This window comes from Cellulomonas sp. zg-ZUI22, from assembly GCF_017353535.1.
Classification (GTDB): Bacteria; Actinomycetota; Actinomycetes; order Actinomycetales; family Cellulomonadaceae; genus Cellulomonas; species Cellulomonas wangleii.
This window is the reverse complement of sequence record NZ_JAFMUZ010000002.1, coordinates 16917-43581: the sequence shown is the minus strand read 5'-3', so window position 1 is coordinate 43581 and position 26665 is coordinate 16917. Positions and strand designations below refer to the sequence as shown.

Annotated in this window: 24 protein-coding genes; 12 read left to right on the top strand and 12 right to left on the bottom strand. The window is 77.0% G+C overall.

What is annotated here, in order from left to right; genetic code table 11:
• Nucleotides 1-111: 111 nt before the first annotated feature.
• Genes J1G43_RS07925 through mtrA form a run of 3 tightly spaced genes read right to left on the bottom strand, consistent with a single transcriptional unit; the run spans nt 112 to nt 4293 of the window.
• Nucleotides 112-1809, bottom strand: a complete 1698-nt coding sequence (locus J1G43_RS07925) for an LpqB family beta-propeller domain-containing protein (RefSeq protein ID WP_207378310.1) — start codon at nt 1807-1809, stop codon at nt 112-114.
• The gene (gene mtrB / locus J1G43_RS07920) at nt 1806-3569 is read right to left on the bottom strand and encodes an MtrAB system histidine kinase MtrB (RefSeq protein WP_207340969.1); all 1764 of its coding nucleotides are present in this window, start codon (nt 3567-3569) and stop codon (nt 1806-1808) included. The genes J1G43_RS07925 and mtrB overlap by 4 nt, the downstream gene beginning before the upstream one ends.
• A 40-nt stretch (nt 3570-3609) precedes the next feature.
• Complete coding sequence (gene mtrA, locus J1G43_RS07915; RefSeq protein ID WP_207340968.1) at nt 3610-4293, bottom strand: MtrAB system response regulator MtrA; 684 nt, start codon at nt 4291-4293, stop codon at nt 3610-3612.
• 159 nt (nt 4294-4452) lie between these two features.
• Here mtrA and J1G43_RS07910 point away from each other — a divergent pair, with 159 nt between their 5' ends.
• From J1G43_RS07910 to J1G43_RS07885, 6 genes are read left to right on the top strand one after another with little or no spacing between them, the layout of a single operon-like run.
• On the top strand, nt 4453-5667 hold the full coding sequence (locus tag J1G43_RS07910; RefSeq protein ID WP_207370631.1) for a hypothetical protein: 1215 nt from the start codon (nt 4453-4455) through the stop codon (nt 5665-5667).
• A gap of 22 nt (nt 5668-5689) precedes the next feature.
• A complete protein-coding gene (locus tag J1G43_RS19615) occupies nt 5690-6313 on the top strand; it encodes a DUF4129 domain-containing protein (RefSeq protein ID WP_207370632.1) in 624 nt (207 codons plus the stop codon).
• The gene (locus J1G43_RS07900) at nt 6310-7500 is read left to right on the top strand and encodes a DUF4350 domain-containing protein (RefSeq protein ID WP_207370633.1); all 1191 of its coding nucleotides are present in this window, start codon (nt 6310-6312) and stop codon (nt 7498-7500) included. The genes J1G43_RS19615 and J1G43_RS07900 overlap by 4 nt, the downstream gene beginning before the upstream one ends.
• Nucleotides 7501-7541: 41 nt before the next feature.
• The gene (locus tag J1G43_RS07895; protein WP_207370668.1) at nt 7542-8528 is read left to right on the top strand and encodes a MoxR family ATPase; all 987 of its coding nucleotides are present in this window, start codon (nt 7542-7544) and stop codon (nt 8526-8528) included.
• Between the two features lie 3 nt (nt 8529-8531).
• Nucleotides 8532-9848, top strand: coding sequence for a DUF58 domain-containing protein (locus tag J1G43_RS07890; RefSeq protein ID WP_207340964.1), 1317 nt, complete (start codon nt 8532-8534; stop codon nt 9846-9848).
• 57 nt (nt 9849-9905) lie between these two features.
• Nucleotides 9906-11075 carry a winged helix DNA-binding domain-containing protein gene (locus J1G43_RS07885; protein ID WP_207378309.1) on the top strand — a complete coding sequence of 390 codons (1170 nt, stop codon included), beginning with the start codon at nt 9906-9908 and terminating at the stop codon, nt 11073-11075.
• Nucleotides 11076-11079: 4 nt separating this feature from the next.
• Here J1G43_RS07885 and J1G43_RS07880 read toward each other — a convergent pair whose 3' ends face one another.
• The gene (locus tag J1G43_RS07880; RefSeq protein WP_207370636.1) at nt 11080-12069 is read right to left on the bottom strand and encodes a stage II sporulation protein M; all 990 of its coding nucleotides are present in this window, start codon (nt 12067-12069) and stop codon (nt 11080-11082) included.
• Nucleotides 12070-12143: 74 nt separating this feature from the next.
• On the opposite strand from J1G43_RS07880, the gene J1G43_RS07875 reads away from it, so the two are divergent.
• Nucleotides 12144-12992: an RDD family protein gene (locus J1G43_RS07875; protein WP_249670567.1), complete on the top strand. Its 849-nt coding sequence runs from the start codon at nt 12144-12146 to the stop codon at nt 12990-12992.
• 28 nt (nt 12993-13020) lie between these two features.
• On the opposite strand, the gene J1G43_RS07870 is transcribed toward J1G43_RS07875, so the two are convergent.
• The 3 genes from J1G43_RS07870 to J1G43_RS07860 are packed head-to-tail and all read right to left on the bottom strand — an operon-like array spanning nt 13021 to nt 13914.
• Nucleotides 13021-13230 (bottom strand): Trm112 family protein, encoded by a 210-nt coding sequence (locus J1G43_RS07870; protein ID WP_207340961.1) that lies wholly within the window; start codon nt 13228-13230, stop codon nt 13021-13023.
• Between the two features lie 43 nt (nt 13231-13273).
• Nucleotides 13274-13528: a hypothetical protein gene (locus tag J1G43_RS07865; RefSeq protein ID WP_207340960.1), complete on the bottom strand. Its 255-nt coding sequence runs from the start codon at nt 13526-13528 to the stop codon at nt 13274-13276.
• Nucleotides 13525-13914 carry a DUF3499 domain-containing protein gene (locus tag J1G43_RS07860; protein ID WP_207340959.1) on the bottom strand — a complete coding sequence of 130 codons (390 nt, stop codon included), beginning with the start codon at nt 13912-13914 and terminating at the stop codon, nt 13525-13527. Before J1G43_RS07860 ends, J1G43_RS07865 begins: the two co-directional genes overlap by 4 nt.
• Nucleotides 13915-14015: 101 nt before the next feature.
• Here J1G43_RS07860 and J1G43_RS07855 point away from each other — a divergent pair, with 101 nt between their 5' ends.
• Both J1G43_RS07855 and J1G43_RS07850 read left to right on the top strand, forming a co-directional pair.
• Nucleotides 14016-14501: a metallopeptidase family protein gene (locus J1G43_RS07855; protein WP_374191792.1), complete on the top strand. Its 486-nt coding sequence runs from the start codon at nt 14016-14018 to the stop codon at nt 14499-14501.
• A 25-nt stretch (nt 14502-14526) separates the two neighbouring features.
• Nucleotides 14527-15435 (top strand): glycosyltransferase, encoded by a 909-nt coding sequence (locus J1G43_RS07850; RefSeq protein WP_207378308.1) that lies wholly within the window; start codon nt 14527-14529, stop codon nt 15433-15435.
• Nucleotides 15436-15502: 67 nt separating this feature from the next.
• Here the strand turns inward: J1G43_RS07850 and J1G43_RS07845 are convergent, their stop codons facing one another.
• The 3 genes from J1G43_RS07845 to J1G43_RS07835 form a co-directional block, all read right to left on the bottom strand.
• Entirely contained in the window at nt 15503-17113 is a 1611-nt protein-coding gene (locus tag J1G43_RS07845; protein WP_207370637.1) for a DUF5719 family protein, read from the bottom strand.
• On the bottom strand, nt 17110-20832 hold the full coding sequence (locus J1G43_RS07840; protein WP_207378307.1) for a glycosyltransferase: 3723 nt from the start codon (nt 20830-20832) through the stop codon (nt 17110-17112). Before J1G43_RS07840 ends, J1G43_RS07845 begins: the two co-directional genes overlap by 4 nt.
• Nucleotides 20833-20913: 81 nt before the next feature.
• Complete coding sequence (locus tag J1G43_RS07835; RefSeq protein WP_089799847.1) at nt 20914-21243, bottom strand: WhiB family transcriptional regulator; 330 nt, start codon at nt 21241-21243, stop codon at nt 20914-20916.
• Nucleotides 21244-21567: 324 nt separating this feature from the next.
• Between J1G43_RS07835 and J1G43_RS07830 the strand changes: the two genes are divergently transcribed.
• Together J1G43_RS07830 and rfbA are read left to right on the top strand one after the other, a co-directional pair.
• Nucleotides 21568-22326, top strand: a complete 759-nt coding sequence (locus J1G43_RS07830; protein ID WP_207378306.1) for a TIGR03089 family protein — start codon at nt 21568-21570, stop codon at nt 22324-22326.
• Nucleotides 22327-22411: 85 nt separating this feature from the next.
• Entirely contained in the window at nt 22412-23278 is an 867-nt protein-coding gene (gene rfbA, locus J1G43_RS07825; protein WP_207370640.1) for a glucose-1-phosphate thymidylyltransferase RfbA, read from the top strand.
• Here rfbA and J1G43_RS07820 read toward each other — a convergent pair.
• Complete coding sequence (locus tag J1G43_RS07820; RefSeq protein WP_307859514.1) at nt 23248-24426, bottom strand: glycosyltransferase family 1 protein; 1179 nt, start codon at nt 24424-24426, stop codon at nt 23248-23250. The genes rfbA and J1G43_RS07820 overlap by 31 nt on opposite strands.
• Nucleotides 24427-24494: 68 nt before the next feature.
• Between J1G43_RS07820 and J1G43_RS07815 the strand changes: the two genes are divergently transcribed.
• Nucleotides 24495-25592 (top strand): glycosyltransferase family 1 protein, encoded by a 1098-nt coding sequence (locus J1G43_RS07815; protein WP_207378305.1) that lies wholly within the window; start codon nt 24495-24497, stop codon nt 25590-25592.
• Here J1G43_RS07815 and J1G43_RS07810 read toward each other — a convergent pair.
• Nucleotides 25568-26662 (bottom strand): glycosyltransferase family 1 protein, encoded by a 1095-nt coding sequence (locus J1G43_RS07810; RefSeq protein ID WP_207370642.1) that lies wholly within the window; start codon nt 26660-26662, stop codon nt 25568-25570. The two genes, J1G43_RS07815 and J1G43_RS07810, sit on opposite strands and share 25 nt — an antisense overlap.
• Nucleotides 26663-26665 lie beyond the last annotated feature (3 nt).

The window sequence follows — 26665 nt, the reverse complement described above, 5'->3', positions numbered from 1 at the left end:
CCTGCTCCGCCGCGGGTGCCGCCGGCAGCGCCGGCGTCACCCGCCGTGGACGGTGGGTGACGGACGCGGGGCTGTGGGCGGCCGGCCGTGCGGCGCCCGCCGCCGGCGTCGTCAGCCGGGGAACGCCGCGCCGGTCACCCCGAGCGTGCCGGTGACACCGGGCACCTCGACCCACGTCCCGCCCTGCAGGCGCAGCAGGTCACCACCCGCCGTGACGACGTGGACGGTCCGCAGCCCACGGTCCGCCACCAGCGACGTGGCGTCCGCGACGGCGGGCAGCGGCGAGCTGGTCCCGGACACCGGGACGAGGTAGGGCGTCGGGCCCGCCTCCCCGTCCGAGAGGACACCGAGGGTGACCTCGTCGACCCACACCACGGACGCGGTCGGCGTCAGCGCGGCGCCGGCCGCCACGGCCTTGCCGATCGTCTGCGGGGTGCGGGCGTCGTCCCGCACGATGCCCGCCACGTCGAGCGTCGTCCCGTCCGTGCCGCGCGACACGATGGCGATGCGCGTGCCGTCCCGCGACACCCGCACGGCGTCCACCGTCCGACCCTCCAGCCACTCGGCGGTCACCTCGACCAGCGTGCCGTCCGCCCGGACGGCGTCCACCCGGCCCGGGACGGCGTTCCGTGCCGTCCAGACCCACCCGAAGCGGTCCACCGAGGGCGCTGCCAGGGACCCGCCGCTCAGCAGGACCCGCTGCGGGGAGTCCCCCACGGGCACCGTCACGAGCGTCGACGGGTCGGCGAGCGCCACACGCAGGGAGCCGTCGGGTGAGCGCGCGGGCGCGCTCGGGCGCTCACCGGTCACCGCGCGCACCCCGTCCACCGCGGCGGGCGCGCCCTCACCGAGCGCGAGGGTGCCGCCGTCGACGAGGATCTCGAGCTCGTCGGAGCCGGGCACGGGCAGGTCGGTCGCCGTCCCCTCGAGCAGCGCACCGGCGGCGCCGGCGCGCACGTGGAGCGTCGTCACACCGAGGGGCCGCAGCGACGCCTCGAGCTGCGCGAGCAGCAGGCCGCGGTCCGCGTCGAGCACGGCCCGCGCCGGCTCGAGCGCGAACTCGGCGACACCCTGCTCCACGGACACCGCCTCCGGCTTGAGGACCGCGCCCTGCGGCAGCGCCGACGTCACCGCGTCGTGCAACCACGGCGAGGGCCCGGCGAGCAGGGCCCGGACCACGGCGGTGGCCACGCTGCGGTCCCGGTCCCGGAACCAGCGGACCTCGGGCACGAGCATCTCGCGGTCGGGCGTGAGGAAGTAGACGGAGGTGGCGCGGAACTGCGACGTGAAGCGTCGCGAGTCCACGACCAGGACGTCCGGGGCGTGCGCGATCCGCCAGTCGCCCCGCGCGTCCTGCACGAGCTCGTACCGCAGCGTCTCCACGGCGTCGGCGGGCGCCTCGACGAACCGTCCCTCCGCATCCACCTTGGCGGTCACGGTCAGCGAGACCGTGACCTGCGCGTCCCCGGTCTGCTCCACCTTGCGCTGGCTCGCCACGACCGTGCCCGCGCCGGGGTCCCACTCCGAGCGCTCGTCGGCCGACAGGAACTCCCGGGTGACGTCGAAGTCGCCCGTGACCTCCGTGCCCGCCGCGAGCAGGAACCCCTCGACGATGCTGACGGGGTCGGCGTCGGCCTGCGGACCCTGCGCCAGCACGACGACCCGGTCCTGCTCACGGACCTCGCCGTCACCGGCCGTCACGCTGCCCTCGGTGGGGATGGCGACGCACGCGGTCAGACCGACGAGGGCGAGGACGTGCGCGCACACGACGACCAGGTGCCTGCCGGCCGAGGCGACGCCCCGCCTCACGACGCGCCCCGGACGTCGGCGGGCACGCCGGCGTCGTCGAGCCGCACGTCCGTCCGGACGGGATCCGTCGGGTTGCTCACGATCGCGATCTCCCCCGTCATCGGCGGCAGCTCCGGAAGTGCCACCGGATCGGTGCTGCGCCGCGGTCCGGCCTCGACCGCGGGCGAGGCCTCGGGCTCGGGCTGCAGGGGCAGCGGCGAGCCGGTCAGCCGGATGCCGGCGCGGCGCGGCAGGGTCAGCCGGAAGCACGCCCCGTGCCCCGGTCGACCCCACGCCTCGAGCGTCCCGCCGTGCAGGTGGGCGTCCTCGAGGGAGATCGCCAGGCCGAGGCCGGTGCCACCGGTGGTGCGGGCCCGCGCGGGGTCCGCCCGCCAGAACCGGTCGAAGACGTGCTCGGCCTCCTGTGCCGTCATGCCCACGCCGTGGTCCCGCACGGTCACGGCGACGGCGGAGGCGTCGACACCGACCGTGACCTCGACGGCCGACCCGTCGGCGTGCTCGATGCCGTTCACCAGCAGGTTGCGCAGGATCCGCTCGACGCGCCGGGGGTCGACGTCCGCGTCGGCCCGCGTGTCCGGCAGGTCGACCCGCAGCCAGGACCCGCGCTGCACGGCCAGCGGGACGGCGTTGTCGACCGCCTGGACGACGATGTCCCGCAGGTCGCGGCCCTCGGCGTCCAGGACGGCGGCGCCCGCGTCGAAGCGGCTGATCTCGAGCAGGTCGGCCAGCAGGTCCTCGAAACGGTCCAGCTGGGTGGCCAGGAGCTCGGCGGAGCGCTTCACGGAGGGCTCGAAGTCGTCCCGTGCGCCGTGGATGAGCTCGCCCGCCATCCGGATGGTGGTCAGGGGCGTGCGCAGCTCGTGCGACACGTCGGAGACGAACCGCCGCTGCAGCGTCGAGAGCTCCTCCATGCGGTGGATCTGGTCCTGCAGGCTCTCCGCCATCTCGTTGAAGGTGCGGGCCAGCGTCGCCATCTCGTCGCGCCCGTGGACGACCATCCGCTCCGACAGGTGGCCGTCGGCGAGCCGCTCGGCGACGTGGGCGGCCCGGCGCACGGGGTCGACCGTGCGGCGGGTGACGGACCACGTCATGGCCCCGAGCAGCGCGACGACCGCGACGGCGGCCAGGGCGAGCGTCCCCAGCAGGAAGTCGAGCCGCTCCTGCTCGGGCTGCAGGCTGTAGAGGAAGAACATCTGGTACGTGCCGGCCAACGGCACGTCGACCTGCTGGCCGACGACGATGCCCGGGTGGGTGCTCCCGGCGGCGGTCGGGATCCCCACGGACTGCCAGTGCTGGCCACCGTCGGCCACCGCCTGCTTGAGGTCACGGCTCACCAGCGCCACCAGCGTGCTGTCGGTCGCGGTCGCCCCGACGGCGATGGAGGCGTTCTGGCCCGGGGCGCGCAGCAGGAAGACGTCACGCTCACCGGAGCCGCCGTTGCGCTGCTGGGTGGTGACGTCCTCGAGCAGCAGCGCGACCTCGGGGGACGTGCTGGCCGGGGACGCGGACAGCTGGTCCTGCACCTGCTGCGTGCTGCGCGCGCTCTCCTCGAGCACCTGCCCCAGGCGGTCCTCGAACAGGCCCGCGCTCGTCCGCTCGCTCACGTACGCCCCGATCACCGCGAGCGCGACCAGACCGATGGCGAGCGTCGAGGTGAGGACCTGCAGCTGCAGCGACGAGCGCCAGCGGCGCGCCAGGCCCCGGGCCCGCCGCCCCCACCGCGCCCGCCCCAGCCGCGCCCAGGCGGTCAGCCGTGCCATGCCGCCGCCCGACGCCCGCGCGCCCGACGAGGGCGCGTGCTCACGTGCTCCCGCCACCAGCCTTGTACCCCACACCACGCACGGTCACGACGATCTCGGGCCGTTCCGGGTCCGTCTCGATCTTGGAGCGCAGCCGCTGCACGTGGACGTTCACGAGCCGGGTGTCGGCGGCGTGCCGGTAGCCCCAGACCCGCTCGAGCAGCACCTCACGGGTGAACACCTGCCAGGGCTTGCGCGCGAGGGCCACGAGCAGGTCGAACTCCAGCGGCGTCAGGGAGATGGGCCGCCCCGCCCGCTCCACCCGGTGCCCGGGAACGTCGATCGTGAGGTCGCCGATCGCCAGGTGCTCCGGCGCCGGCTCGTCGCTGCGCCGCAGCCGCGCCCGCACCCGCGCGACCAGCTCCTTCGGCTTGAACGGCTTGGAGATGTAGTCGTCGGCCCCGGACTCCAGGCCCAGGACGACGTCGACGGTGTCGCTCTTGGCCGTCAGCATGACGATCGGCACCCCCGACTCGGCGCGGATCTGCCGGCACACCTCGGTGCCGTCCTTGCCGGGCAGCATGAGGTCGAGCAGCACGAGGTCCGGCTGTGTCGACCGGAAGACGGCGAGCGCCTCGTCGCCGTCCTCGCAGAAGACCGGCTCGAAACCCTCGGAGCGCAGCACGATGCCGATCATCTCGGCCAGTGCGGTGTCGTCGTCGACGACCAGGACGCGTCCCTTCATGGCGGAGATTGTCTCATCGTCGGCGACCTGCGGGGGCGTCCGCCGCGCGCAGTCGGGTGATGGGTGCGTCCTCGACCGCCGCGCACCACCCCCGTGGCACGATGGGGCCCCGACGGGCACCCCTCGTCGACCCGGACGCACGCGACGAGGAGCGGACGCATGACCTCCCCGCACGACGACGGCGCCCCCGCGACGCCATGGGCGAGCCCGGCCGGTACCCCTGCGGGTGCGTCCGCCGGCGACGCGACGCCGGCGGGGACGGACCACGGATCCGCCGCGCCGCCCGCGTGGGGCCAACCGCCCGCACCGCCGGCGTGGGACCAGCCGACCGTCGCGGGCAACCCGCCCCCGCCGCCGGGCTGGGGACAGCCGACCGCACCCCCCGGGTGGGGTGCCCCTCCCCCTCCGGGGACGGGCGGGCCGGCGTCGTGGCGGGCGCCCGCCCTGCAACCCGGGATCATCCCGCTGCGCCCGCTCGGGCTGGGCGAGGTCCTCGACGGCGCGGTCCGGGCGGTGCGCGCCAACCCCACGGTGATGTTCGGCCTGTCCGCGGTCGTCGTGACGGTCGCGGTGGCCCTGCAGACGCTGCTGCAGCTCTACGTCAGCAGCCTGCTGGGCGCCGCGCTCGGGGGCATGCCGCTGGGCGACGGGTCGTCGGCGGCCGACTCCGCCGCGGTCTCCGAGCTGCTGTCCGCGAGCGGGGGGCAGGTCGTCACGACCCCGCTGCTGCTGCCCGTGACGTCGATCCTCACCGGCCTGCTCATCGTGTCGGTCAGCCGTTCGGTGCTGGGGCAGCGGGTCGCGGTGCGCGAGGTGTGGCGGACGCGGCGCGTGTGGTCCCTCGTCGGGTTCGCCCTCCTGCAGCTGCTCGTGTCGTTCCTCGCTGTCGCCGCCCTCGTGGGTGCCGTGGTGGGGCTCGTCACGGCAGGCGCGGACGGCGCCGCGGTGGTCGTCGCGCTGGTCGGTGGCCTCGCGCTGGTCGTGGGCGGGACGTGGGTCACGACCCGCACGCTGCTCGTCCCGCCGGCGCTGATGCTGGAGGGCAAGCGGTTCTGGCCGACCGTGGTGCGGGCGTGGCGCCTGACGCGCGGCAGCTTCTGGCGCCTGCTCGGCATCTACCTGCTCGCGAACCTCCTGATCTCGGTGCTCATGTACCTCGTCCTGGTGCCGGCGGGGCTGTTCGCGGGCATCGTCAGCATGTCGTCGGGGTCCGACGACGTCTCGGTCCTCGTCTCCGCCCTCGGTCAGGTCGTCGGTCTCACGCTGTCGACGACGTTCATGGCCGCGGTCGTGGCGCTGCTCTACGTCGACGTCCGCATCCGGCGCGAGGGGCTCGACCTCGAGCTCGCCCGCGCCGCGGCGGACGGGGCGTGACGGCCGCGGGACGGGTGGTGCCGTGATCGTCCTCGCCGGGGTGCCGGTCGAGCCCGACGCCGACACCGCGCGCCGCTGGGTGCGCGGGGAGCTGCTGGACCCGGTGTACCACCGCCAGGACACGCTGCTGGAACGCGTGCTCCGGTGGTTCGCCGAGCTCCTGGACGGCCTGCCGGAGGCCGGGCTGTCCGGACGGACCCTGCTGCTCGTCGCCGTCGGCGTGGTGCTGGCGGTGGTCGTCGTCGCACTGGTCGTCGCGGGACCCGTGCGCGCCGGCGCGCGACGCCGCCGGGCCGGCATGCTGCACGCCGACGACCGGCGCACGGCGGCGCAGCTGCGCGACGCCGCCGACGCGGCCGCGCAGGCCGGCGACTGGTCGAGCGCCGTCGCCGACCGCTACCGGGCCGTCGTCCGCGACCTGGAGGAGCGCGGGCTCCTCGACGAACGTCCCGGGCGCACGGCGCACGAGGCGGCCCGGCTCGCCGGTGCCGCCCTGCCCCCGCACGCCGACGCGCTGGCCCGCGGGGGTGACCTGTTCGACGCCGTCGTGTACGGCGACCGGCCGGCGGCCGCGCAGGACGACACCGCGATGCGCGAGCTCGACGCCGCGGTCCGCGCCGCCCGGCCCCTGGCGGTGGGCGCATGACGGCACCGGCGTGGGCGCCGGCCGACGAGGTCGTCGGCGACGGCACCACCGGGCGCTCGCGCGCCGCGCACCGCTGGCGGGCGGCGCGACCGTGGCTGGTCGTGCTCGCGCTCCTCGTGGTCGGCGTGCTGGTCCTCGCGCTGCCCGCCCCGCCGGAGAGCAGCGCCCCGGGCAGCCCCGACAACCCGGGGCCGGCGGGGGCGCGTGCGGTCGCCCAGGTCCTGCAGCGCCAGGGCGTCACCATCGAGTCCGTCACGACGGCGGCGGACGCCGTGGCGGCCGCGACCGGTGACAGCACGGTCGTGGTCATCGGCGACGGGCTGCTCGGCGCGGACCAGCTCGACGCGCTCGTCGCCCTCGAGGACGACCTCGTGCTGGTGGACGCAGGGTGGGCGCTGTCGACCCTGGCCCCCGACATCGAGGCCAGCAGCTCCGCCGGCGCGGCGAGGTCGCGCGCGGCTGAGTGCACGGACCCGGACGCCGTCGCGGCCGGCAGCGTGGTCGCAGGCGGTGGCTACCACGACGGCACCGGCCGGGCCACGGTCTGCTTCCCCGCCGCGGACGGCTCCGGGGCCTACCTGACGTTCGAGCAGGACGGTCGGCGCGTCTCGGCGCTGTCCGACCTCCGGCTGCTGAGCAACGACGTGGTCGACGAGGAGGGCAACGCAGCCCTCGTGCTGCGGGTGCTCGGCCGCCACGACCACCTCGTCTGGTACGTGCCGAGCCTGAACGACGTGGGTCCCGTCGCGCAGGACACCGACGACCCCGGCCTGGCGGACCTCGTGCCGTGGGTCGGGCCCGTCACCTGGTGGCTGGTGCTCGTGCTGCTCGTGACCATGGTGTGGCGGGCCCGGCGGCTCGGGCCCGTCGTGACCGAGCCCCTGCCGGTCGTGGTCCGGTCGGCCGAGGCCACCCGCGGGCGCGGCCGCCTGTACCGCCGCGCGCGGGCGCACGGGCACGCCGCCGCCGCACTGCGGGCAGGGACGGCCGCCCGGGTCGCGCACCGGCTCGGCCTGCCGCGCTCGGCGGACGCGGCGGCCGTCGTCGACGCCGTCGCCCGCGCCACCGGCCGACCGGCGCGGGACATCGAGACCCTGGTCTACGGACCGCCCCCCACCGGCGACGCGGGCCTGCTGCGGCTCGCCGACGACCTGCACCACCTGGAGAGCGAGGTACACCGACCGTGACCGACGAGACGCTGCCGCCCCCGAGCACGCCGACCGCCCCCGTGCCCCCGACGACGTCGACCCCGCCCGCCGGGCCCGGGGACGCGCTGCGCGGCTCCCTGGCGGCGGTGCGCACCGAGGTCGCCCGGGCCGTGGTCGGGCAGGACGCGGCCGTCACAGGGCTGATCATCGCCCTGCTGTGCCGCGGTCACGTCCTGCTGGAGGGGGTGCCCGGCGTCGCCAAGACCCTGCTGGTCCGCTCGCTGTCCGGGGCCCTGTCGCTGGGCACCAAGCGGGTGCAGTTCACGCCCGACCTCATGCCCGGTGACGTCACGGGGTCGCTGGTCTACGACGCGCGCACCGCCGAGTTCTCGTTCCGCGAGGGCCCGGTGTTCACGAACCTGCTGCTCGCCGACGAGATCAACCGCACGCCCCCCAAGACGCAGGCCTCGCTCCTCGAGGCCATGGAGGAGCGGCAGGTGACGGTGGACGGGGTGCCGCGCGCGCTGCCGGACCCGTTCGTGGTCGTGGCGACGCAGAACCCGGTGGAGTACGAGGGCACGTACCCGCTGCCCGAGGCGCAGCTCGACCGGTTCCTGCTCAAGCTGCTGCTGCCTCTGCCCGAGCGCGCCGACGAGGTCGAGGTGCTGGCGCGGCACGCCGCCGGGTTCGACCCGCGGGACCTGGCCGCGGCCGGGCTGCGCGCGGTCGCGGGCGCGGACGACCTCGCCCGGGCCCGTGCGGAGGTCGCGCGCGTCCAGGTCGGGCCCGAGGTCCTCGGGTACGTCGTCGACGTCTGCCGCGCCACCCGCACGTCCCCGTCCCTGAGCCTGGGAGTGTCGCCGCGCGGTGCCACGGCGCTGCTCGCGACCTCCCGGGCGTGGGCGTGGCTGTCCGGGCGGGACTACGTCACCCCGGACGACGTGCAGGCCCTCGCGCACCCGACGCTGCGCCACCGTGTGCAGCTGCGACCCGAGGCGGAGATCGAGGGCGTGACGACCGAGTCGGTGCTCGACACGGTGCTCGCCTCCGTCCCGGTCCCCCGCTGAGCCGTGGCGCTGACGTCGCGCGCGGTCCTGGTCGCGCTGGCGGGCCTGGTCCCCGTCGTCCTGCTGCCCGCGCCCCTCACGGTGGGCGTGTGGGCCCTGGTCGTCGTCGTGCTGTGCGCGGTCGACGTCGCCCTGGCCGCCTCGCCGCGCGAGCTGGCGGTCGCCCGCCGCCTGCCCACGTCGGTGCGGCTGTCGGGGACGGCCGACTCCGAGCTGACCCTGCGCAACACCGGCCGGCGCACGGCCCACGTGCTGGTGCGCGACGCGTGGCCGCCCTCGACGCTGCCGGGCGGGGACGCGCCGACGGGCGCCCGCACGCCCCGGCACCGCGTGGACGTGCCACCGGGCGAGCGGCGCCGGGTCACGACCACGCTCGTCCCCACCCGGCGGGGCGACGCGATCGCCGGCCGCGTGACCGTGCGCACGTGCGGCCCGCTGGGCGTGGCGGCACGTCAGGTGTCGCTGGACGTCCCGGGGCGGCTGCGGGTGCTGCCCGAGTTCGCGTCACGCCGGCACCTGCCCTCGCGGCTCGCCCGGCTGCGGGAGCTCGACGGACGGGCCGCCGTGCAGGTGCGCGGCGCCGGCACGGAGTTCGACTCGCTGCGCGAGTACGTCGACGGTGACGACGTGCGGTCGATCGACTGGCGCGCCACCGCCCGTCGGCGCGAGGTGGTGGTGCGCACGTGGCGCCCCGAGCGCGACCGGCACGTGCTGCTGGTGCTGGACACGTCGCGGACCAGCGCCGCCCGCGTGCTCGACGCCACCCGGCTCGAGGCGTCGGTGGAGGCCGCGCTGCTGCTCGGCGTCCTGGCGGCGCACGCCGGGGACCGCGTCGAGCTGCTGGCGTACGACCGCCGCGTGCGGGCACGGGCCGTCGACACGCACTCCTCGCGCGTGCTGCCGGCCCTCGCCGACGCGCTGGCGACCGTGCAGCCCGCGCTCGTCGAGACCGACTGGCCCGGTCTCGTGGCGCAGGTGCGCGCGCGGCTGAGCCGCCGGGCGCTCGTCGTGCTGCTCACCTCCCTGGACCCTGCCGCCGTCGAGCAGGGCCTGCTCGACGTCGTCGGGGGCCTGACGCGCCGCCACCAGGTGGTGCTCGCCTCGGTCGCGGACCCGGAGCTGGAGGAGCTGCGCACCGCACGGCGCACGGTCGACCAGGTGTTCGACGCCGCCGCGGCGGAGCGCACCTCGCTGGAACGAGCGGCGGTCGGGGTGCGGCTGCGCCAGCGCGGCGTCGAGGTGGTCGAGGCCACGCCCGACGACCTCGCGCCACGGCTCGCGGACACGTACCTCGCGCTCAAGGCGGCGGGACGGCTGTAGGGCTGCGCCGACCGCGGGCGCGCGCCGGGTGTCGGCGCCCGCGGCTACGGTCGGGCCATGCTCGACGACCGTGCGCTCAACCGGGCGCTGCTGGCGCGCCAGCACCTGCTGACGCCCACCCGCGAGCCCGTGCCACGGGTGGTCGAGCACCTGGTCGGGCTCCAGGCGCAGAACCCGTGGTCCCCGTTCCTGGGGCTGTGGAGCCGCGTCGAGGGCTTCACGACGCAGGACCTGGACGCCGCCCTGCTGGACAGGACGGTGCTGCGGATCGCGGTCATGCGCTCGACCGTGCACCTCGTCACCGCGGCGGACGCCCCGGTGCTGGCGGCCCTCGCGCGGCCCGTCATGCGCCGCGAGATCACCGCCAACGCCGACCGCCGCGCCGCGCTGGCGGTCGTGGACCTGGACCACCTCGCGGCGGCGGCGGGCGCGCACCTGCGCGAGGCCCCCCGCCGCACGACCGACCTGGCGGCGTACCTGGCCCGGGACGTGCCCACGGCCCGCCCGGCGGACCTCGCGGCGTTCGCGCGCGCCATGCTCCCGCTGGTGCAGGTCACGCCCCGCGGGCTGTGGCGACGGTCGGCCGCCACCACCTGGACCACGCTCGACGCGTGGGTGCCCGCCGTCACGCTCGCCGCCCCCGACCTCGCGGACGAGGACGCGCTGCACCGGGCCACCGAGGACGTCGTGCTGCGGTACCTGGCCGCGTTCGGGCCGGCGAGCGTGGCCGACGTGCAGGCGTGGTCCGGCATGACCGGCCTGCGGCGGGTCGTCGACGGTCTGCGCGACCGGCTCGTGACCGTCGCCGCGGTGCCCGCCCGCCCCGGGGGCCGCCCCCGCGAGCTGCTCGACCTGCCGGACGCCCCGCGCCCGGACCCCGACGTGCCCGCACCGGTGCGCCTGCTGCCGGACTACGACAACCTGTGGCTCGCGCACGCCCAGCGCACCCGGGTGATCGACGACGCGCACCGGCGGCGGCTGCAGACGCCCAACGGACGCACGCCGGCCGCCGTGCTGGTGGACGGCCGGGTCCGTGCCACCTGGGCGATCGACCGCACGCGCACGGACGGCCCGGCGCGCTCGCGCAGGACGACCGCGACCCTCACCGTGACGCCGCTGGAGCCCCTGCCGGTGGCGCAGCGGCGCGAGGTCGTGGCCGCGGCGGAGGACGCCGTGCGGTTCCTCGCCGGCGACGCGGACGCGCACGCGGTGCGGTACGCGCGCTGACCACTCAGCCTGCCGTGGCCACCGCGTACCCGGCACGGTCGTCGTCGAGGTCTCCGGTGTGCCCGGCGTCGACGGCGCGCCGGCCGAGCACCAGCACGTACGCCCAGAACGCGGCGAGCGTGACGACGCCCACCGCGACCTTCACCGGCCAGGGCAGCGCGGAGCCCGTGACGAACCCCTCCACCAGACCCGACACGGCGAGCACCCCGACGAGGCCGAGGGCGACCGTGAACAGCGCCCGCCCCTCCTGCGCCAGCGCCCGGGCGCGGGGACGCGGGCCCGGGTCCACCCACGTCCAGAAGATCCGTAGCCCCGCCGCACCGGCCACGAAGACGGCGGTGAGCTCCAGCAGGCCGTGCGGGGAGATGAGCTGGAGGAACACGTCCAGCCGGTCGTGGGCCGCCATCAGGCCGCCCGCCGCGCCCACGTTGACCGCGTTCGAGAACAGCACGTACACGGGGAAGAAGCCGGTGATGCCGGTGGCGACGCACAGCGCCGCGATCCAGGCGTTGTTCGTCCACACCGTCGCGGCGAACCCGGCGCCGGGTTCGTAGTACTCCGCGAACGACTGCTCGACGTACTGGCGCTGCTCGGCCGGCGAGCCCATGAGCGTCAGCGCGTCGGGCGACGTGGCGACCAGGACGCCCGTGGCCGTCGCGACGGCCAGGAACACCGTCATCACGGTGACGGTCCACCAGCGGATGCGGTAGAACGCGGCCGGCAGGCGGACCCCCACGAACCCCGCCACGTCCGACCACGACGGCGCGTGGGTGCCCGCGAGCCTCGCCCGGGCCCGGGCCAGCACCTGCGACAGCCGTGTGACGGTCTCCGGGTCGGGGGCGGCCGAGCGCACCGCCGACAGGTCCGTCGCGGTGGCCTGGTAGAGGGCGACCAGCTCGTCGGCCTCCGCCCCTGTCAGTCGGCGCCGACGGGCCAGCTCGTCGAGGCGCGACCACGTCGGCGTGCGGGCGCGGGTGTACGCGTCGAGGTCCACGCCCCCAGCCTGCCATCGCCGACGCCCGGCACGTGCGTCCCGCGGGTCGGCACGTCGCCGGATACCCTGCCCGGGTGACCACGACCGGCGCCCGCCACCCCGACCTGCAGGACGGTGTCGTCATCGGCGAGGGCGTGGTGCTCGACACCCGGCCCGCGTCGGTCGCGTCCCGGCTCCTGGCGGGTTTCGTCGACGTCCTCGCGCTCGGCGCGGCGGCCCTGGTCGTCGGCCTGCTGCTGCGCGGCGTCGAGATCTCGATCCCGGCCGAGTACGTCCGCATCGTGACCGTGGTCGCGATCGTGACGGTCACCGTGGTCGTGCCGACCACCATCGAGACGCTGAGTCGCGGCCGGTCCCTCGGCAAGCTGGCGGCCGGCGTGCGCATCGTCCGCGACGACGGCGGCCCCATCACCTTCCGGCACGCGTTCGTCCGGGCGCTGACCGGCGTCGTCGAGCTGTGGGCGACGCTCGGGTCGGTCGCCGTCCTGTGCTCGCTGGCCAACTCACGGGGCAAGCGCGTGGGTGACCTGCTCGCGGGCACCTACGGCTCACGCGTACGGACGGCCGCCCCCGTGCGGACCGCCGCGGTGATGCCCCCGCAGCTCGCGGGGTGGGCAGCGCACGCCGACGTCGCACGGCTGCCGGACGGCCTCGCGCTGGCGGTCCGCCAGTTCCTGGGACGGGCGGCGACGCTGCACCCCGGCTCCCGGGCTGAGCTGGGCACGCGTCTGGCGGCCGACCTGCGCCCGTACGTGAGCCCGCCCCCGCCCCCGGGGACGCACCCGGAGGTGTTCCTGTCCGCGGTGCTGGCCGAGCGCGGCCGGCGCGAGACCGTCGTCGAGATGCAGCGGGTCCGCCGCGAGCAGGCCGAGGCGGCGCTGCTGCGTCGGCTGCCGCACGGTGTGCCCGACCCTGAGCTCTGAGCGCGCGGGCACGGCCCGCGGCACCCGGTCAGGAGGCGGGACGCGCCTCGTCCACGAGCAGCACCGGGATCCCGTCCACCACGGGGTAGACGAGCGGACGCTCCGGGTCGGTCGAGACCAGCACCGGCGCGCCGTCGTCGTCCGTGCCGTCCACGAGCTCCGCCCCGGTGACGGGGCAGCGCAGCAGCGCACGCGCCCAGGGCTCGAGGTCGGTGGCGGGGCCGGGCGTCGCCGTCATGGCATCTCCAGGGGTCGGGCGGGCGTCGTACGGGCGGCGCGTCTCAGGCGCGCGGTGAGCCGTCGGGCCGCAGGGGCGTGCCGTCGCCGTCGACGACGAACCAGGCGGTGGTCTCGCACGCCGGGCAGGACGCGAAGACGGCGGGGCGTCCGTCCGGGAGCGCCAGGCGCACCCGGGTGAGGTCGGTGGCCGCACAGGCGTAGCACTCCGGGGCGGTCGCGGAGTCGTCGACGACCGGGCGCGTGATGGAGCCCAGGGGCTCGTCCGCCGGCGGGCGCCTGTCGCGCGGCGGGGTCACGGCTGCTCGCCCTGCGCCGCACCGGGCACCACCCGCAGGTGGCCCCTCCGGCGCGACGTGTCCGGGGCGGGTGTCGCGGCGGGCGCCAGCGCCGGCGCGGGCTCGGGCGCACGTCGCCGGCCCGCCTCGCGCACGGCCTCGGCCAGCGCGACCAGGTCGTCGTGGCTCGGGGCGGCGGCCTGCAGCTCGGGCAGCAGCCGCACGACCTCCCAGCCACGGGGGGCCGTGAGCCGGTCCGCGTGCTCGACGCACAGGTCGTAGGAGTGCGGCTCGGCGAGCTGCGCGAGCGGGCCGAGGACGGCGGTCGAGTCGGCGTACACGTAGGTGAGCGTCGCGACCGCAGCGTGCGGGCACGCCGTGCGCGAGCACTGCCGGACGGATCTCACGTGCAGACGGTACCCCCCGGCGGGCCTGCACGGCGGCGCGCGCGGACCGCGTGTCGGGCGAGCGTGCAGGACGTCCGCGGCACCGTGGCTACAGTGACGGTGTGACACCGCTCGGCCCCTCCCGCCCCACCGGCCCGCGCCGCGGCGCGGTGAGCGCTCCCGCCGCGACGGCACCCGTACGCCGGCGCGACCGGCGCGGGCGCGGCCTGCGCGGGACCGTCCTGCCGATGAGCACGCCGGGGTACCGCACCCGTGCCGAACGGTTCGACGACCTGGTGCTGGACGCCGTCGAGGACCTCGAACGCCGCTGGGCCCGGCAGCTGGAGGGCGCGGAGTTCGCGGTCGAGGACGTGCCGCCGTCGAACCCGGCGCCCTGGGAGCACGGCGGTGTGCCGCTGGGGCGGTACTTCCCCGCCGACGCCGGCCTGCCGCACCGCGTGGTGGTCTACCGCCGGCCCGTCGAGGCGCGGGCGGCCGACCCGGCGGACCTCGCCGACCTCGTCCGGGACGTGGTCGTCGAGCAGGTCGCGCACCTGCTGGACCGCAGCCCGGAGGAGATCGACCCGGGCTACGACGACGGGCGCTGAGCTGCGCCCACTAAGGTGACCGTCGATGACCACGCGCCACTCCCCCGAGCCCGCCGGCACGCGGGCGCCCACCCACGGCACGACCACCCCTCGCGTGCGGGTGGTCTGCGTCGTCTACCACCCCGGTGACGAGCTGGCTCGGTTCGCCGAGACGCTCGCGACCGCGTCGCGCGGACCCGTCGAGCTCGTCGTCGTCGACAACGGCGCGGACCACACGGTCGCCGAGTCGGTCGTGACCGGGGCACGCGGCCGCCTCCTGGTGCCCGGGTCGAACCTCGGCTACGGCGCAGCCGCCAACCGGGGCGCCGCAGGCGCCGACGCACCGTGGATCGTCGTCGCCAACTCCGACATCGAGTGGACGCCGGGTTCGCTCGACCGGCTCGTCGCCGCCGGTGAGGAGCAGCCCAGCGCCGGCGCGCTCGGCCCGATGCTCATGAACACCGACGGCACGGTGTACCCGTCCGCCCGCGCGCTGCCCTCGCTGCGCCAGGGCGCGGGGCACGCGGTGTTCGCGCGTCTGTGGCCGGACAACCCGTGGACGCGGGCGTACCACGCGCGCCAGGAGTCGACCGGCGGCTACCTGCGCGAGGCGGGTTGGCTCTCGGGCGCCTGCCTGCTGCTGCGCCGCGAGGCGTTCGAGCAGGTCGGCGGGTTCGACGAGTCGTACTTCATGTTCTTCGAGGACGTCGACCTCGGCGAGCGCCTGAGTCACGCCGGGTGGGAGAACCTCTACGTCCCGGACGTCCGGGTCACGCACGTCGGCGGCACGTCCTGGCGCGAGCGTCCGGCACCGATGATCCGCGCGCACCACGCGAGCGCGCTGCAGTACCTCGAGCGCCGCTACGACCGGTGGTACCAGGCCCCGGTGCGGATCGCGCTGCGCGCCGGCCTCCGGCTGCGCGAGCGGCAGCAGCTGCGGGCCGCCGCACGCTGAGCGTGCCGGCCGGGCGACGCGCACCGGTGCCGCACGTCCCGCGACGTCCGCGGCTCGGCGTGCGGCGTCAGCCGCGCGCAGGGCGGGCGTCCTCGCGGACCGCCACCGCGCCTGTGGCCCCCACCACACCCACCGGGTCCAGCGTGGCCACAAGGGGCCCGTCCTCCTGCTCGAGCGTGAGCGCGACGGCCCAGACGAGCGGCACACCGCCGACGGGCTCCAGCTCCACGCCCGCCGCGTCGGGCGCGAGGTCGGCGACGTCCCACGCCCCGGTCGTCCCGGCGTCCACGCGTACGCGGTGCTCGGACAGGACCTGCCCGTCGCTCCCCAGCACGCGCAGGGTCGCACTGCCGTCACCCTGGGCGTCCGCGTCCTGCCCCACGGCGCCCACCACGACCCGCGCCCCGACACCCGCCGGGAGCGCGATCGCGCCGTGCTCCGCCAGGGGCGTGGCCGCGGACCAGGCGCGGTCGACACGCGGCTCGTCGTCGAGCGCGCCGGGAGCACCCGTCCGGGAGGTGACGACGCCGGCGACCACCGGGACGTCCGCGTCCACCACCACGGTGTAGACCCCGGCCGGCAGCCCGCCGAGGGGCACGTCGGTGACCTCGCTGCCCGCGAGCGTCACCCGGTCGGCCCCGGGCAGCGTCACCGGCCCGTCGCCGCCGAGCAGCGTCACCCGGGCGACCGTCTGCTCCGGACCCGGCGCCAGCAGGCGCAGGGCCGGGGCGTCGGGCGACCCGACCGTCGACTCCGCGGCCACCACGCCCGTGACCACCTGACGCGTGGCGGGGGCGGCGCCGCCCACGACCAGGTCGGTCCCGGCGGGCGTGAACCCCCGTACGACGGTGTCCTGGACGTGCGCGGCCACCTGGCCGCCCGTGACGGTGACGTGCACGACGATCGCGGCCTGGTCGGCAGCGGCGCCGCCGAGGTCGACCGTGGTGGTGGCGCCGGGGGCGACCAGGTGCTGCGCCGCCGTCGGGTCGACCGGCCCGCGCGGTCCGAAGATCTCCAGCTCGACCTGCGCGGCGGTCAGGCCGGGGTTGCTCAGGACCAGCGTCGAGGTCGCGCCGACCGCCGTCGAGCCGCCCACGAACCAGTGCGCGCTCGAGGGTGCCCGGCACGACGCGGCGGCCAGGCCGCGGGCGTCGCCGTCGGTCACCACCGAGGTCCCGGTCGCGGCGACCACCGGCAACGAGTCACCGGGCTGCGCCCGCACGACGAACGGTGTCTCCCCGCCCTGGACCCGCACGGCGCCACCGCCCGCGGGGGCGTCGCGCACGGCGGTCGTGCCACCGAGCGGCAGGACCGCGAGGGCACCGGCACCGTCGCCCGCAGCGGTCACGGCGTCGAGCGCGACCTGCGGCTCGACCGGGGACGGGTCGAACGCCGCGTCACCACGCTCGGCACGCTGCGGCAGCACCACCGGCCCGGGGCACTGGAGCGTCACGGGCGTGGGGTCGACCTCCACACCGGGGGCGTCGACCGCGCGCGCGCCCGCGGCACCGAGCTGCGTGGCACCCGCCAGGGCACCGCCGGCCAGCCCGAGCACCAGCAGCCCCGACGCGGCGCGCGCCAGGCGCCCGCGGCGCGTCCGCGGTCGGACGCGGCCCTCGGGGCCTACGGCGTCGGGTGTCGTCGGTCCGGTCGTCTCTCCTGTCGTCGGTCCCGTCATGTGCGCATCCCCCGACGTCGTCGCAGCGGCAGCGCCAGCAGGACCGTGACCAGCGTGGTGAGGGCGAGCGCCGCGATCCACGGCGTCCGGTGCGGCACCACGTACCGGACCTCGAGCGTGCCGCCATCGGAGCCCAGCTCGAACCCCTGGCGCCAGCCTGCGTCGGCGGCGGGGAGCGCGCGGCCGTCCAGCCAGGCGCGCCAGCCCGGATCGGAGCGCTCCGCGAGCACCAGCACGCGCCGCCCCTCGCCCTGCGGCACGGTCGTGGCGATCGTGCGACCGTCGGCCGGTACCGCGACGGCGGCCGCGGCCGGGTCGGTGACGTCCTGCCCGGCGCCGAGCAGACGCGCCCAGGACGTGACCACGTCGCCCTGCGCGGGGCGCACGCGCCACAGGACGGCCGCGCTGTCGTGCGTGACCCGCTCCAGCCCGGCGGTGGCGTCCAGCACCCCGACGAGCCGGGCGCGGGCGGCGCGGGCCTGCGCGTCGTCGTCCGTCACCGCGGGCACCAGCACGTCGGCCACGCCCAGCGCGCCCACGTCGTGCGCCACGTCGCCCGCCGCGCCCTGCACGAGCCGCGCGGCGAGCCCCGCCACCTCGGCCGACGGGTCGTCGGGAGCGGCCACGACCGGCTCCTGGAGCGACCCGGTGAGCGTGCGCGTGGCGACGGCCGCCGCGTGGTCGACGTGCTGGTCACCGTCCGACCGCAGCAGCGACCAGTCGACGGACCCGTCCCCGCGCGCGGTGAGGGCCAGCACGCGCGACGAGGCGTCGGAGCGACCGGCCTGCTGACCGACGACGGGGACGACGGGATCGCCGGAGGCGCGCAGCCCGACGGCCTCGCCCGTACGCGCCGTCCACGCCCAGCCGAGCGTGCCGCACGCCACGGCGACGACGGCCACGACCGTGGTGAGCGCCACCAGGGGCTGCCGCCAGCCGAACGACTGCCGGGCGAGGCGGGCGGTGAGCCGGTCGCTGCCCAGCACGGCGGCGCCCAGCAGGCCCAGCGTCGTCAGCGACACGGTCGCGCCCGTCCACGCGGGTCCCACGGCGGTGGCGCCGGCCGCCGCCGGCAGCACGGCGACCACCGCACCGGCGGCGATCCCGACCGCGGCGACGGTCCAGCAGACGCGCACCCCGCGGGCGACCGGGCTGCCGCGCAGCAGCGCACCGGCCGCGAGCAGCACCAGCACGGCACCCGTCAGGTACGGCCAGGCGACGGCGAGCACATCGGGCAGGCCCGCCGGCACCAGCACGGCCGGGTCGCTCGGGACGCCCAGCGCGCGCGACCACGCCGCGGCGGGCTCGACGGGCGTCGCCGGGCCGGGCTCCGCCAGGAGCAGCCGGACTCCCGCCGCACCCCGGGTGCCGACCTCGACGAGGAACGGCGACAGCAGCACCAGCGTGGGCACGATCACCCCGAGCACCCGGACCCGTGCCCGCGGCACGGTGGCCGCGACCACCACGACGAGCAGCACCGCAGGCACGAGCAGCACGGGCGCGGCGGCGACGGCCACGGCCAGCGCGAGGGCCGCACCCGCCGCGGCGGCGACGGAGCCCGTGGGGTCGGGCGCCCCGACGAACGTGGCGACCACGGCTGCCTCGTCGGCAGGGGGCGCCGCCGACCCCGTGGACCCGGCGGCGGTCGCCGGCCGGGCGACCGGGACGGCCCCGGAACCGGGCGCCCGCGGTGCCGGCACGACGCCGACGCCCCGGACAGGCGTGACGACGTCGACCTCGGCGTGCTCCGCACCCGCCGTCCCGTGCTCAGCACCCCCCGTCCCGTGCTCCGCACCCGCCAGCCCGTGCTCCGCACCCGTCGTCCCGTGCTCCGCAGCCACGGACGCCCGGACGCCCACCGGGGCGACGTCGGCACCGAGCACCCGGCGGGCGGCCTCGGCGGCCCGTTCGTCCGCGGCGACGTCCGCGTCGGGCTCGTCGACCTCCCGCCGGGCGGTCGAGATGCCGGAGAGGACCTGGTCCACGCGCTGCACCCCGACGGCGCGCGCGAGTCCCAGGGCGACCCAGGGCAGGGCGGTGTGCGCGACGACCGCGCCCACCCGACCGTCCCCGACCGCCAGCAGCAGCGCGGGCGCGGACGCCCAGACGAACGCGGCCCACGCGCGCACGACGACCGAGCGGGTCGCGGCGCCGGCAGCCGCCCACGCCCCGAGGCCGGACAGCACGACGGCACCCAGCACCAGCACCGCGACGCCCGCGGTCGGAGCGCCACCGAGGAGCACCGCGAGCACGGCGAGGACCACGAGCAGCGGGTCGGCAGGGCCGGGTGCACCGACGCCCGCGGCGACCCAGCCCGACGTCGCGGCCGCCCACAGGTCACCCGGACCCGTCGTCGTGCGCGCGAGGGCGTCACCGACCAGCGGTGCACCCGCCGCCACCGGACTCAGCAGACGACCCACGGCGGCCGCGGAGAGCAGCCCCAGCACCACGGCGACCACGGCGAGCGTGACGCGACGGCGGGTCGCCAGCAGGGCCAGCTCACGCAGCTCCAGCTCGCTGGGCGCGCGCACCAGCCGGCGCTCCTCCAGCCGGGCCAGCCGACGGTCGCGGGCCTGCTGCCAGACGTCGCGCCAGGTCGCCTGCAGCGGGCGCAGCGTCCGCCGGGGCAGCACGCGAGAGGCGCGCGCGCGGCGGCGCGCCCGGACCACCGGGCCCGGGCGCAGCAGCACCAGGATCGCGACGCGCAGCTCCGCCACCGCCAGCTGCGGGTGCTTGGCCGCGACCTGGCCCAGGGAGCGCAGCACCGCCACCGCCAGCGTCATCGCGGCGACCAGCGAGACGAGAGGCAGCGGCGCGCTCGCGAGCCGCTGGTGCAGCAGGGACCGGCGCCGGGCCGCGAACGAGCGCGTCGGGTCGGCGCTGTCCGGCTCACCGTCCCCGTCGAGGTCGACCTCGCCCGGTGCCGTGTCGGACTCCGTACCGCGCGTCGGGCGCAGGCCGTGGTAGGACGCCTGCGCGTGCCGGACGACGGCGGTGGGCACGACGACCACGCGGTGCCCCGCGAGCCGCGCCCGCCGCGACAGGTCCAACCCGTCGCCGAACCGGTCCAGCGCCGGGTCCGTGCCGCCGAGCGCGTCCCAGACGTCGCGACGCACCAGCGCGCCGGCGATGCCCACGCCGAGCACGTCGGTGCGCCCGTCGTGCTGGCCCTGGTCCAGCTCGCCGGGCTCGACGTCGGTCATCCGCCGTCCGGAGCGCGTCGTGCGCACACCCACCTCGAGCAGCCGCTCCGGGTCCGTCCAGGTCCGCTGCTTGCAGCCGGCGACCGCGACGGACGGCGCGTTGGAGACCGTGCGCACGAGCCGGGCCAGCGCCTCCGGCGCGGGCGCGCTGTCGTCGTGCAGCAGCCACAGCCACGTGGTCGGGCGCTCCCCCAGCGCCTCCGCCAGCGCGTCCAGCCCGGCCTGCACCGCCTCGCCGAACGTCCGGGCCTGGGGCGCCCGCACGGTCGACAGCCGGGGGGCGGGCCCGGGCACCGCCGCGAAGGCCTCGTCGAGGACCGGTCCGACCCGCTCGTCCGCGGGTGCCACGTCGACGACCAGCACCCGCAGGGGGCGTCGCGACTGGGTCGCGACGGCATGCAGCGTCGTCGCGAGGTAGCGGGTGCGGCCGCGGGTCACCACCACCGCGGTCACCGGTGTCGTCACCGGCACCGCGGCCGTCGTGATGGGGTCCGCAGGGGACAGCGTGTCAGTCATGCTCGCGTCATCATGCCGTCACGGTGCCGGGTCGGGCGGGAGGCCGCCCGGGCGTGGCGCAGCAGAGCGCCACCGGCACCGTCAGACCACGCGCCGCTTCAGCTTGCGCCGCTCACGCTCGGACAGCCCGCCCCAGATGCCGAACCTCTCGTCGTTCGCGAGGGCGTACTCGAGGCACTCGGCGCGCACGTCGCACTGGGTGCACACCTTCTTGGCCTCGCGGGTCGACCCGCCCTTCTCGGGGAAGAACGCCTCGGGGTCGGTCTGCGCGCACAGCGCACGCTCCTGCCACCCCATCGGCCCGTCGTCGTCCGGCGTGCCGAACATGGAGAGCACGTTGGAGGCGGGCTGGACGGGTGCGGGGGTCGCGGCGTCGGTCGGGAAGCTCTCGTCGTCGAGCAGGTGCCACATACGTGCCTCCGCGGAAAGTCGTGCTCGGTGGTGCTCATGCTGGCCGGTGCTGCCAGTGCGCCGTCGTCCTGCTGATCACGCCCGATCCGGCCGGTGCGGCGCGGAGGCCGCGACGGTGGTGCGCGTATGAATCAACTCTCAAGAATTACACGCGTGTCGTTCGCGATCGTCAACCGGGGACGTGCTATCTGCCCGAGTTGTCCGGGTGAAAGTTGTGTGCGCACGGCGTGGCGTCCGCGAGCCGAGCTGCGGACCGGCCACGCGACCCCACCGGGCCCCGTCCACGCCCGCGCGAACCCGCGCACCCACGGCCCTGCTGACAGGATGGCCGACGTGACCACGACCCTGCCCCGCGTCCTCGAGCAGCTCACCCGCGACCCCGGTCGACCGCGCGTGACCTGGTACACGGACGCCGAGCGCGTCGAGCTGTCCGGCACCGTGCTCGTCAACTGGGTCACCAAGACCACCAACCTCCTGGTCGAGGAGCTCGACGCGGGACCGGGCGCACGGGTCCTGCTGGACCTGCCCGCCGCCTGGCGCGCCCTCATGTGGGCGCCGGCCGTCTGGCGGTCGGGCGCGTGCGTCGTGCTGCCCGACGGCACCGGGACCGCGGACGGCGGGGGCGTCGACGTCGTCGTGACCGACCGGCCGGAGGCCCACACGACGGGCGTACCGCTGGTGGCGGTCGCCTCCCCCGCGCTCGCGCGCTCCTGGCCCGGCCCGCTGCCCGCCGGAGCCCTCGACGCCGCCGCGGCCGTCATGACCTACGGCGACACCCTGGGGTGGCTGCCCGCCACGGACGCCACCGCCCCGGCGCTCGTCACCCCGACCGGCTCGACCGCCCACGCGGCGCTGGTCGAGCACGCCCGGACGGTCGCCGGCACCGGCTCGGCGGGTTCACGCGTCCTGCTCGACGTGGGATCGACGGCCGACCGGGGCGCCGCGCTGGCGGCCACGCTGACGACCGCCCTGGCCGCCTGGAGCGACGACGGCTCGCTCGTCCTGGTCGGCCCCGGGCTGGACGCGCAGGCCCGTGACCGGCTGCGGCGCACGGAGCGCGTGGACGCCGACGCGACCGCCTGAGCGCGCCGGTCCCCGGCGGGACGTCCGGTCTGCCCGAGGGCCGCCCGATTCCTGCCACCAGCGGGCATGCGCCACAATGGCGCGCATGCGAGGAATCATCCTGGCCGGCGGGTCCGGCACACGGTTGCACCCCATCACCCTCGGCGTGAGCAAGCAGCTCGTGCCGGTCTACGACAAGCCCATGGTGTACTACCCGCTCTCCACCCTGATCCTCGCGGGGATCCAGGACGTCCTCGTCATCACGACGCCGCACGACGCCGAGCAGTTCCGGCGGCTGCTCGGCGACGGGTCGCAGTTCGGGATCAGCATCGAGTACGCGGTCCAGGCGGAGCCGAACGGGCTGGCGCAGGCGTTCGTCCTCGGTGCCGACTTCGTCGGGGACCAGCCCGTCGCACTGGTGCTGGGCGACAACATCTTCTACGGCCCGGGACTGGGCTCGCGGCTCCAGCGCTTCGGGGACATCGACGGCGCCGCCGTCTTCGCCTACCGCGTCGCGGACCCGACGGCGTACGGCGTCGTCGACTTCGACGCGGAAGGCCGCGCCCTCTCGCTCGAGGAGAAGCCGACCAACCCGCGCTCCTCCTACGCGGTGCCCGGCCTGTACTTCTACGACAACGACGTCGTGGCGATCGCGCGGGACCTGCGCCCGTCGGCGCGCGGGGAGTACGAGATCACCGACGTCAACCGGACCTACCTCGAGCAGGGCCGGCTGCAGGTCGAGGTGCTGCCGCGCGGCACCGCGTGGCTCGACACCGGCACGTTCGACTCGCTGCTGGAGGCGTCGGAGTTCGTCCGCACGGTCGAGGCACGCCAGGGGCTGAAGGTCGGCGCCCCCGAGGAGGTGGCGTGGCGACGCGGCTTCCTGTCGGACGACGACCTGCGGGCGCGCGCCGAGGCGCTCGTCAAGTCCGGGTACGGCAGCTACCTGCTGGGGCTGCTCGAGCGGGGCTGAGAGCCGCGTCGCCGCCGTCGTGCGCCGACCGCCTGCTCGAACGCGGTGAGGTGCACGGCGGCGGACGCGTCCCACGTGAACCCGGCGGCGCGCTCCAGCGCACGCCGCCCGAGGTCCGCGCGCCGCTGCGGGTCGGCCAGGAGCCCGGCCAGCGCGTCACCGATCGCCACGGCGTCCGTGCCGGTGTACGCCACCGCGTCACCACCGACCTCGGGCAGCGACAGGCGGCGCGTCGTCAGGACGGCGGCACCGCAGGCCATGGCCTCGAGGACCGGGAGGCCGAAGCCCTCCCCCAGGCTCGGGTACGCCACCACGAGCGCGCCGCCCAGGAGCCCTGCGAGGTCCTCGAGGGGCACGTAGCCGGGCACGAGGACGCGCAGCCGGTCGGGCACCCGCGCGAGGGCGTCGTCGATGTTCTGGTCCCACCCGCGGGCTCCCGCGAGCACGAGCGGCGGAGGGTCCGCGAGGTCGGCGCACGCCCGCACCCACCCGTCGACGAGCGCCACGACGTTCTTCCTCGGCTCCAGCGTCCCCAGGAACACGACGGGCGGCCGGTCCGCGCCCACCGCTGCCGTCGCGCGGCGCCGGTCCGCCTCGTCGACGGGGCGGAACACGGTGCGGTCCACCCCGTGCCAGGCCACGTGGAACCGGTCGTCGTGGTGCGCGGCCGACGGGACCGCCGCCAGGACCGCGTCCCGCGTCGCCGCGGACGGCACCACGAGGGCGTCGGCGCGCGCGACCGCGACCCGGATGGCGGTCCGGAAGAACCGGGCCTTGACTGGCAGGTGCCACTGCGGGTCCGAGAAGAACGTCGCGTCGTGCAGGGTCACGACCACGGGCAGGCCGGCCGCGACCGGGAGCGTGTAGTGCGGGCTGTGCAGCACGTCGGGACGCACCCGCCGGGCCAGCGCGGGCAGCCCCGTCTGCTCCCAGGCCAGCCGCACCGGGCGACGGTCCAGCGCGTCCGGGACCTCGTGCACGTCCGCGCCCGAGGACGCCAGCGCGCCGACCCCGGACGGGCGGCACGCGACGACCACGTCGGCGCCCGCACGCACCAGGGCCGGGACCAGCTCGTCGACGTACCGACCCACACCGCCGCGGTCGTCCGGCACCGCCGTCGCGTCCACCAGGACCCGCACGTCAGGCACCCGCCCTCGGGACGGTACGGAGCAGGGGCCACGGCGTCGTCATCACGGGCACACCGTAGTCTCTCACCATGCCCGAGCCCGCTCCCCTGCCCCCGCTCGCGCTCACGGTGGAGCAGCTGTGGCAGCGGGTGCCGGGCGGCTCCGGCACCTACGTGACCGCCCTGGCCGAGGCGCTGTGCGACCTGCTGCCGGTCACGGGGATCAGCGCGTGGCACCGCGAGGCGCGTCCGGCCGACCTCGACCCCCGGGTCGCCGTGCGCCGTGCGCCGCTGCCCCGCCGGGCGCTGTACGAGGCGTGGCAGCGCGCCGGGCTGCCGCGGGCCGAGCACCTCGCGCGCGATGCCCGGGTCGTCCACGCGACCACGTGGGCGATCCCCCCGACCCGGCTGCCGCTGGTCGTCACGGTGCACGACCTGGCGTTCCTCGACGACCCCAGCCACTTCACCCCGCACGGCGTCGCGTTCTTCCGGCGGGCGCTCGCCACCGTGCAGGCGCGCGCCGCGGCCGTCGTGGTCCCGTCGCACGACACGGCCGCCGCGTGCGCGCGCGCGGGCGTCGACCCCGCCCTCGTCCACGTCGTGCCGCACGGCACCGACGTGCGGCCCGCCGACCCTGCTGCCGTCGCCGAGGTCACCGCGCGTCACGGCCTGGTGCGCCCCTACGTGCTGTGGGTCGGGACGCGGGAGCCCCGCAAGAACCTCGACGTCGTGCTCCGGGCGTACGCCCGCGCACGGGCGGAGCTCGATGCCGAGCTGGTGCTCGTCGGACCGCGCGGCTGGGGCGACGACGCCGCGGCGGGCCACCACCCCGGGGTGCGGGTCCTCGGCGCCGTCTCGCGCAGCGACCTGGCCGCCCTCTACACCGGCGCCCGGGCGTTCTGCTTCCCGTCGCTGCGCGAGGGCTTCGGCCTGCCGGTCCTCGAGGCGATGGCCGCCGGCGTGCCCGTCGTCACCTCGGCCGGCACGTCCTGCGCGGAGGTGGCGGGCGACGCCGCGCTCCTCGTGGACCCGCGGGACCCCGACGCGGTCGCCGACGCGCTCGTGCAGGCGGCCGGCCAGCAGCGCGAGACCCTCGCCGCGGCGTCCCTGGTGCGCGCCGCCGGCTTCTCCTGGACGACCGCCGCGCGGGCGACGGCCGAGGTCTACGCCGCCGTCGCGTCCCGGTAGGCCGCCAGCGTCAGCCGGGCGCAGGCCGCCCAGGTGAAGGTCGCGGCGCGGGTCCGGGCGGTCCGGGCGGCGTCGACGTCCGGAGCGGTGGCACCGCAGCCGTCGAGCGCCGCCGACCACGCGTCGACGTCCCCGACCGGCAGGTACGTCGCCGTGCTGCCGCCGACCTCACGCAGCACCGGGAGATCCGAGCACAGCACCGCCGTCCCGGCCGCCTGGGCCTCGAGCACGGGCAGCCCGAACCCCTCGTAGCGCGACGGCATCGCCAGCGCGCGGGCGCCCGCGACGAGGGCGCGCACGTCCGCACCCGGCAGGTGGCCCAGCACGCGCACGCCGTGACGCCCCGCCAGCTCCTCGCCCCAGCCGGCCGCGCCGACGAGCACGAGCTGCAGGTCACCGCCGGCGGCCCGGTGCGCCGCGTGCGCGGCCAGCAGCGTGCCGAGGTCCTTGCGCGGCTCGCGCGTCCCGACGAACACCACGTACCGCTCCCCCACACCGAGCTCACGGCGACGGGCCGGCGTCAGGGGCGCGGCGTCGAACCACGCCGACGCCACCCCGAGCGGCGTGGCCCGCACCCGGTCGGGATCGAGCCGGTACTCCTCGACCACCTCCGCCGCCACGGCCTGCGACGGCGTCAGCACCAACCGCGCGCGCCGCAGCCCGCGGGGCACGAGCGTGGCGTACGCGCGGGACGCCGGGGCGACGAGCTCCGGGTACCGCACGTACGTGAGGTCGTGGACGGTCAGCACGCCCGCGCCGCGCCCGGGGGGCAGGACGAAGTTCGTCGCGTGGAAGACGTCGTGCCGCCCCGCGAGCGCCTCGACGGGCGGCAGGTCGGTCCGCAGCCACGCCGCCCGCAGCAGCCGGGCCGGCACGCGGGCGGCCCGGAACGCCACGGAGGCCGGCAGGTCGTCGGGCCGGTGCGCGCGACCGGAGAACGCCGTCGCCGTGAGGGCCACGTCCGGCAGCGCACCGAGCGCACCGACCAGCTCGCGCACGTACGTGCCGATGCCGGTCCGCGCACCCAGCAGCGGCGTGGCGTCCAGCGCCACGCGGAGCGTTCCGGGCACCGC

Bases quoted from the DNA above. Each gene is read 5' to 3' on its own strand.
- J1G43_RS07885 (WP_207378309.1), top strand. From the start codon at position 9,906: ATGCTCGACGACCGTGCGCTCAACCGGGCGCTGCTGGCGCGCCAGCAC.
- mtrB (WP_207340969.1), bottom strand. From the start codon at position 3,569: ATGGCACGGCTGACCGCCTGGGCGCGGCTGGGGCGGGCGCGGTGGGGG.
- rfbA (WP_207370640.1), top strand. From the start codon at position 22,412: ATGCGAGGAATCATCCTGGCCGGCGGGTCCGGCACACGGTTGCACCCC.
- J1G43_RS07870 (WP_207340961.1), bottom strand. From the start codon at position 13,230: ATGACGGCGACGCCCGGCCCCGCCACCGACCTCGAGCCCTGGGCGCGT.
- J1G43_RS07835 (WP_089799847.1), bottom strand. From the start codon at position 21,243: ATGTGGCACCTGCTCGACGACGAGAGCTTCCCGACCGACGCCGCGACC.
- J1G43_RS07910 (WP_207370631.1), top strand. From the start codon at position 4,453: ATGACCTCCCCGCACGACGACGGCGCCCCCGCGACGCCATGGGCGAGC.
- J1G43_RS07845 (WP_207370637.1), bottom strand. From the start codon at position 17,113: ATGACGGGACCGACGACAGGAGAGACGACCGGACCGACGACACCCGAC.
- J1G43_RS07850 (WP_207378308.1), top strand. From the start codon at position 14,527: ATGACCACGCGCCACTCCCCCGAGCCCGCCGGCACGCGGGCGCCCACC.
- J1G43_RS07840 (WP_207378307.1), bottom strand. From the start codon at position 20,832: ATGACTGACACGCTGTCCCCTGCGGACCCCATCACGACGGCCGCGGTG.
- J1G43_RS07900 (WP_207370633.1), top strand. From the start codon at position 6,310: ATGACGGCACCGGCGTGGGCGCCGGCCGACGAGGTCGTCGGCGACGGC.
- J1G43_RS07830 (WP_207378306.1), top strand. From the start codon at position 21,568: ATGGCCGACGTGACCACGACCCTGCCCCGCGTCCTCGAGCAGCTCACC.
- mtrA (WP_207340968.1), bottom strand. From the start codon at position 4,293: ATGAAGGGACGCGTCCTGGTCGTCGACGACGACACCGCACTGGCCGAG.
- J1G43_RS07815 (WP_207378305.1), top strand. From the start codon at position 24,495: ATGCCCGAGCCCGCTCCCCTGCCCCCGCTCGCGCTCACGGTGGAGCAG.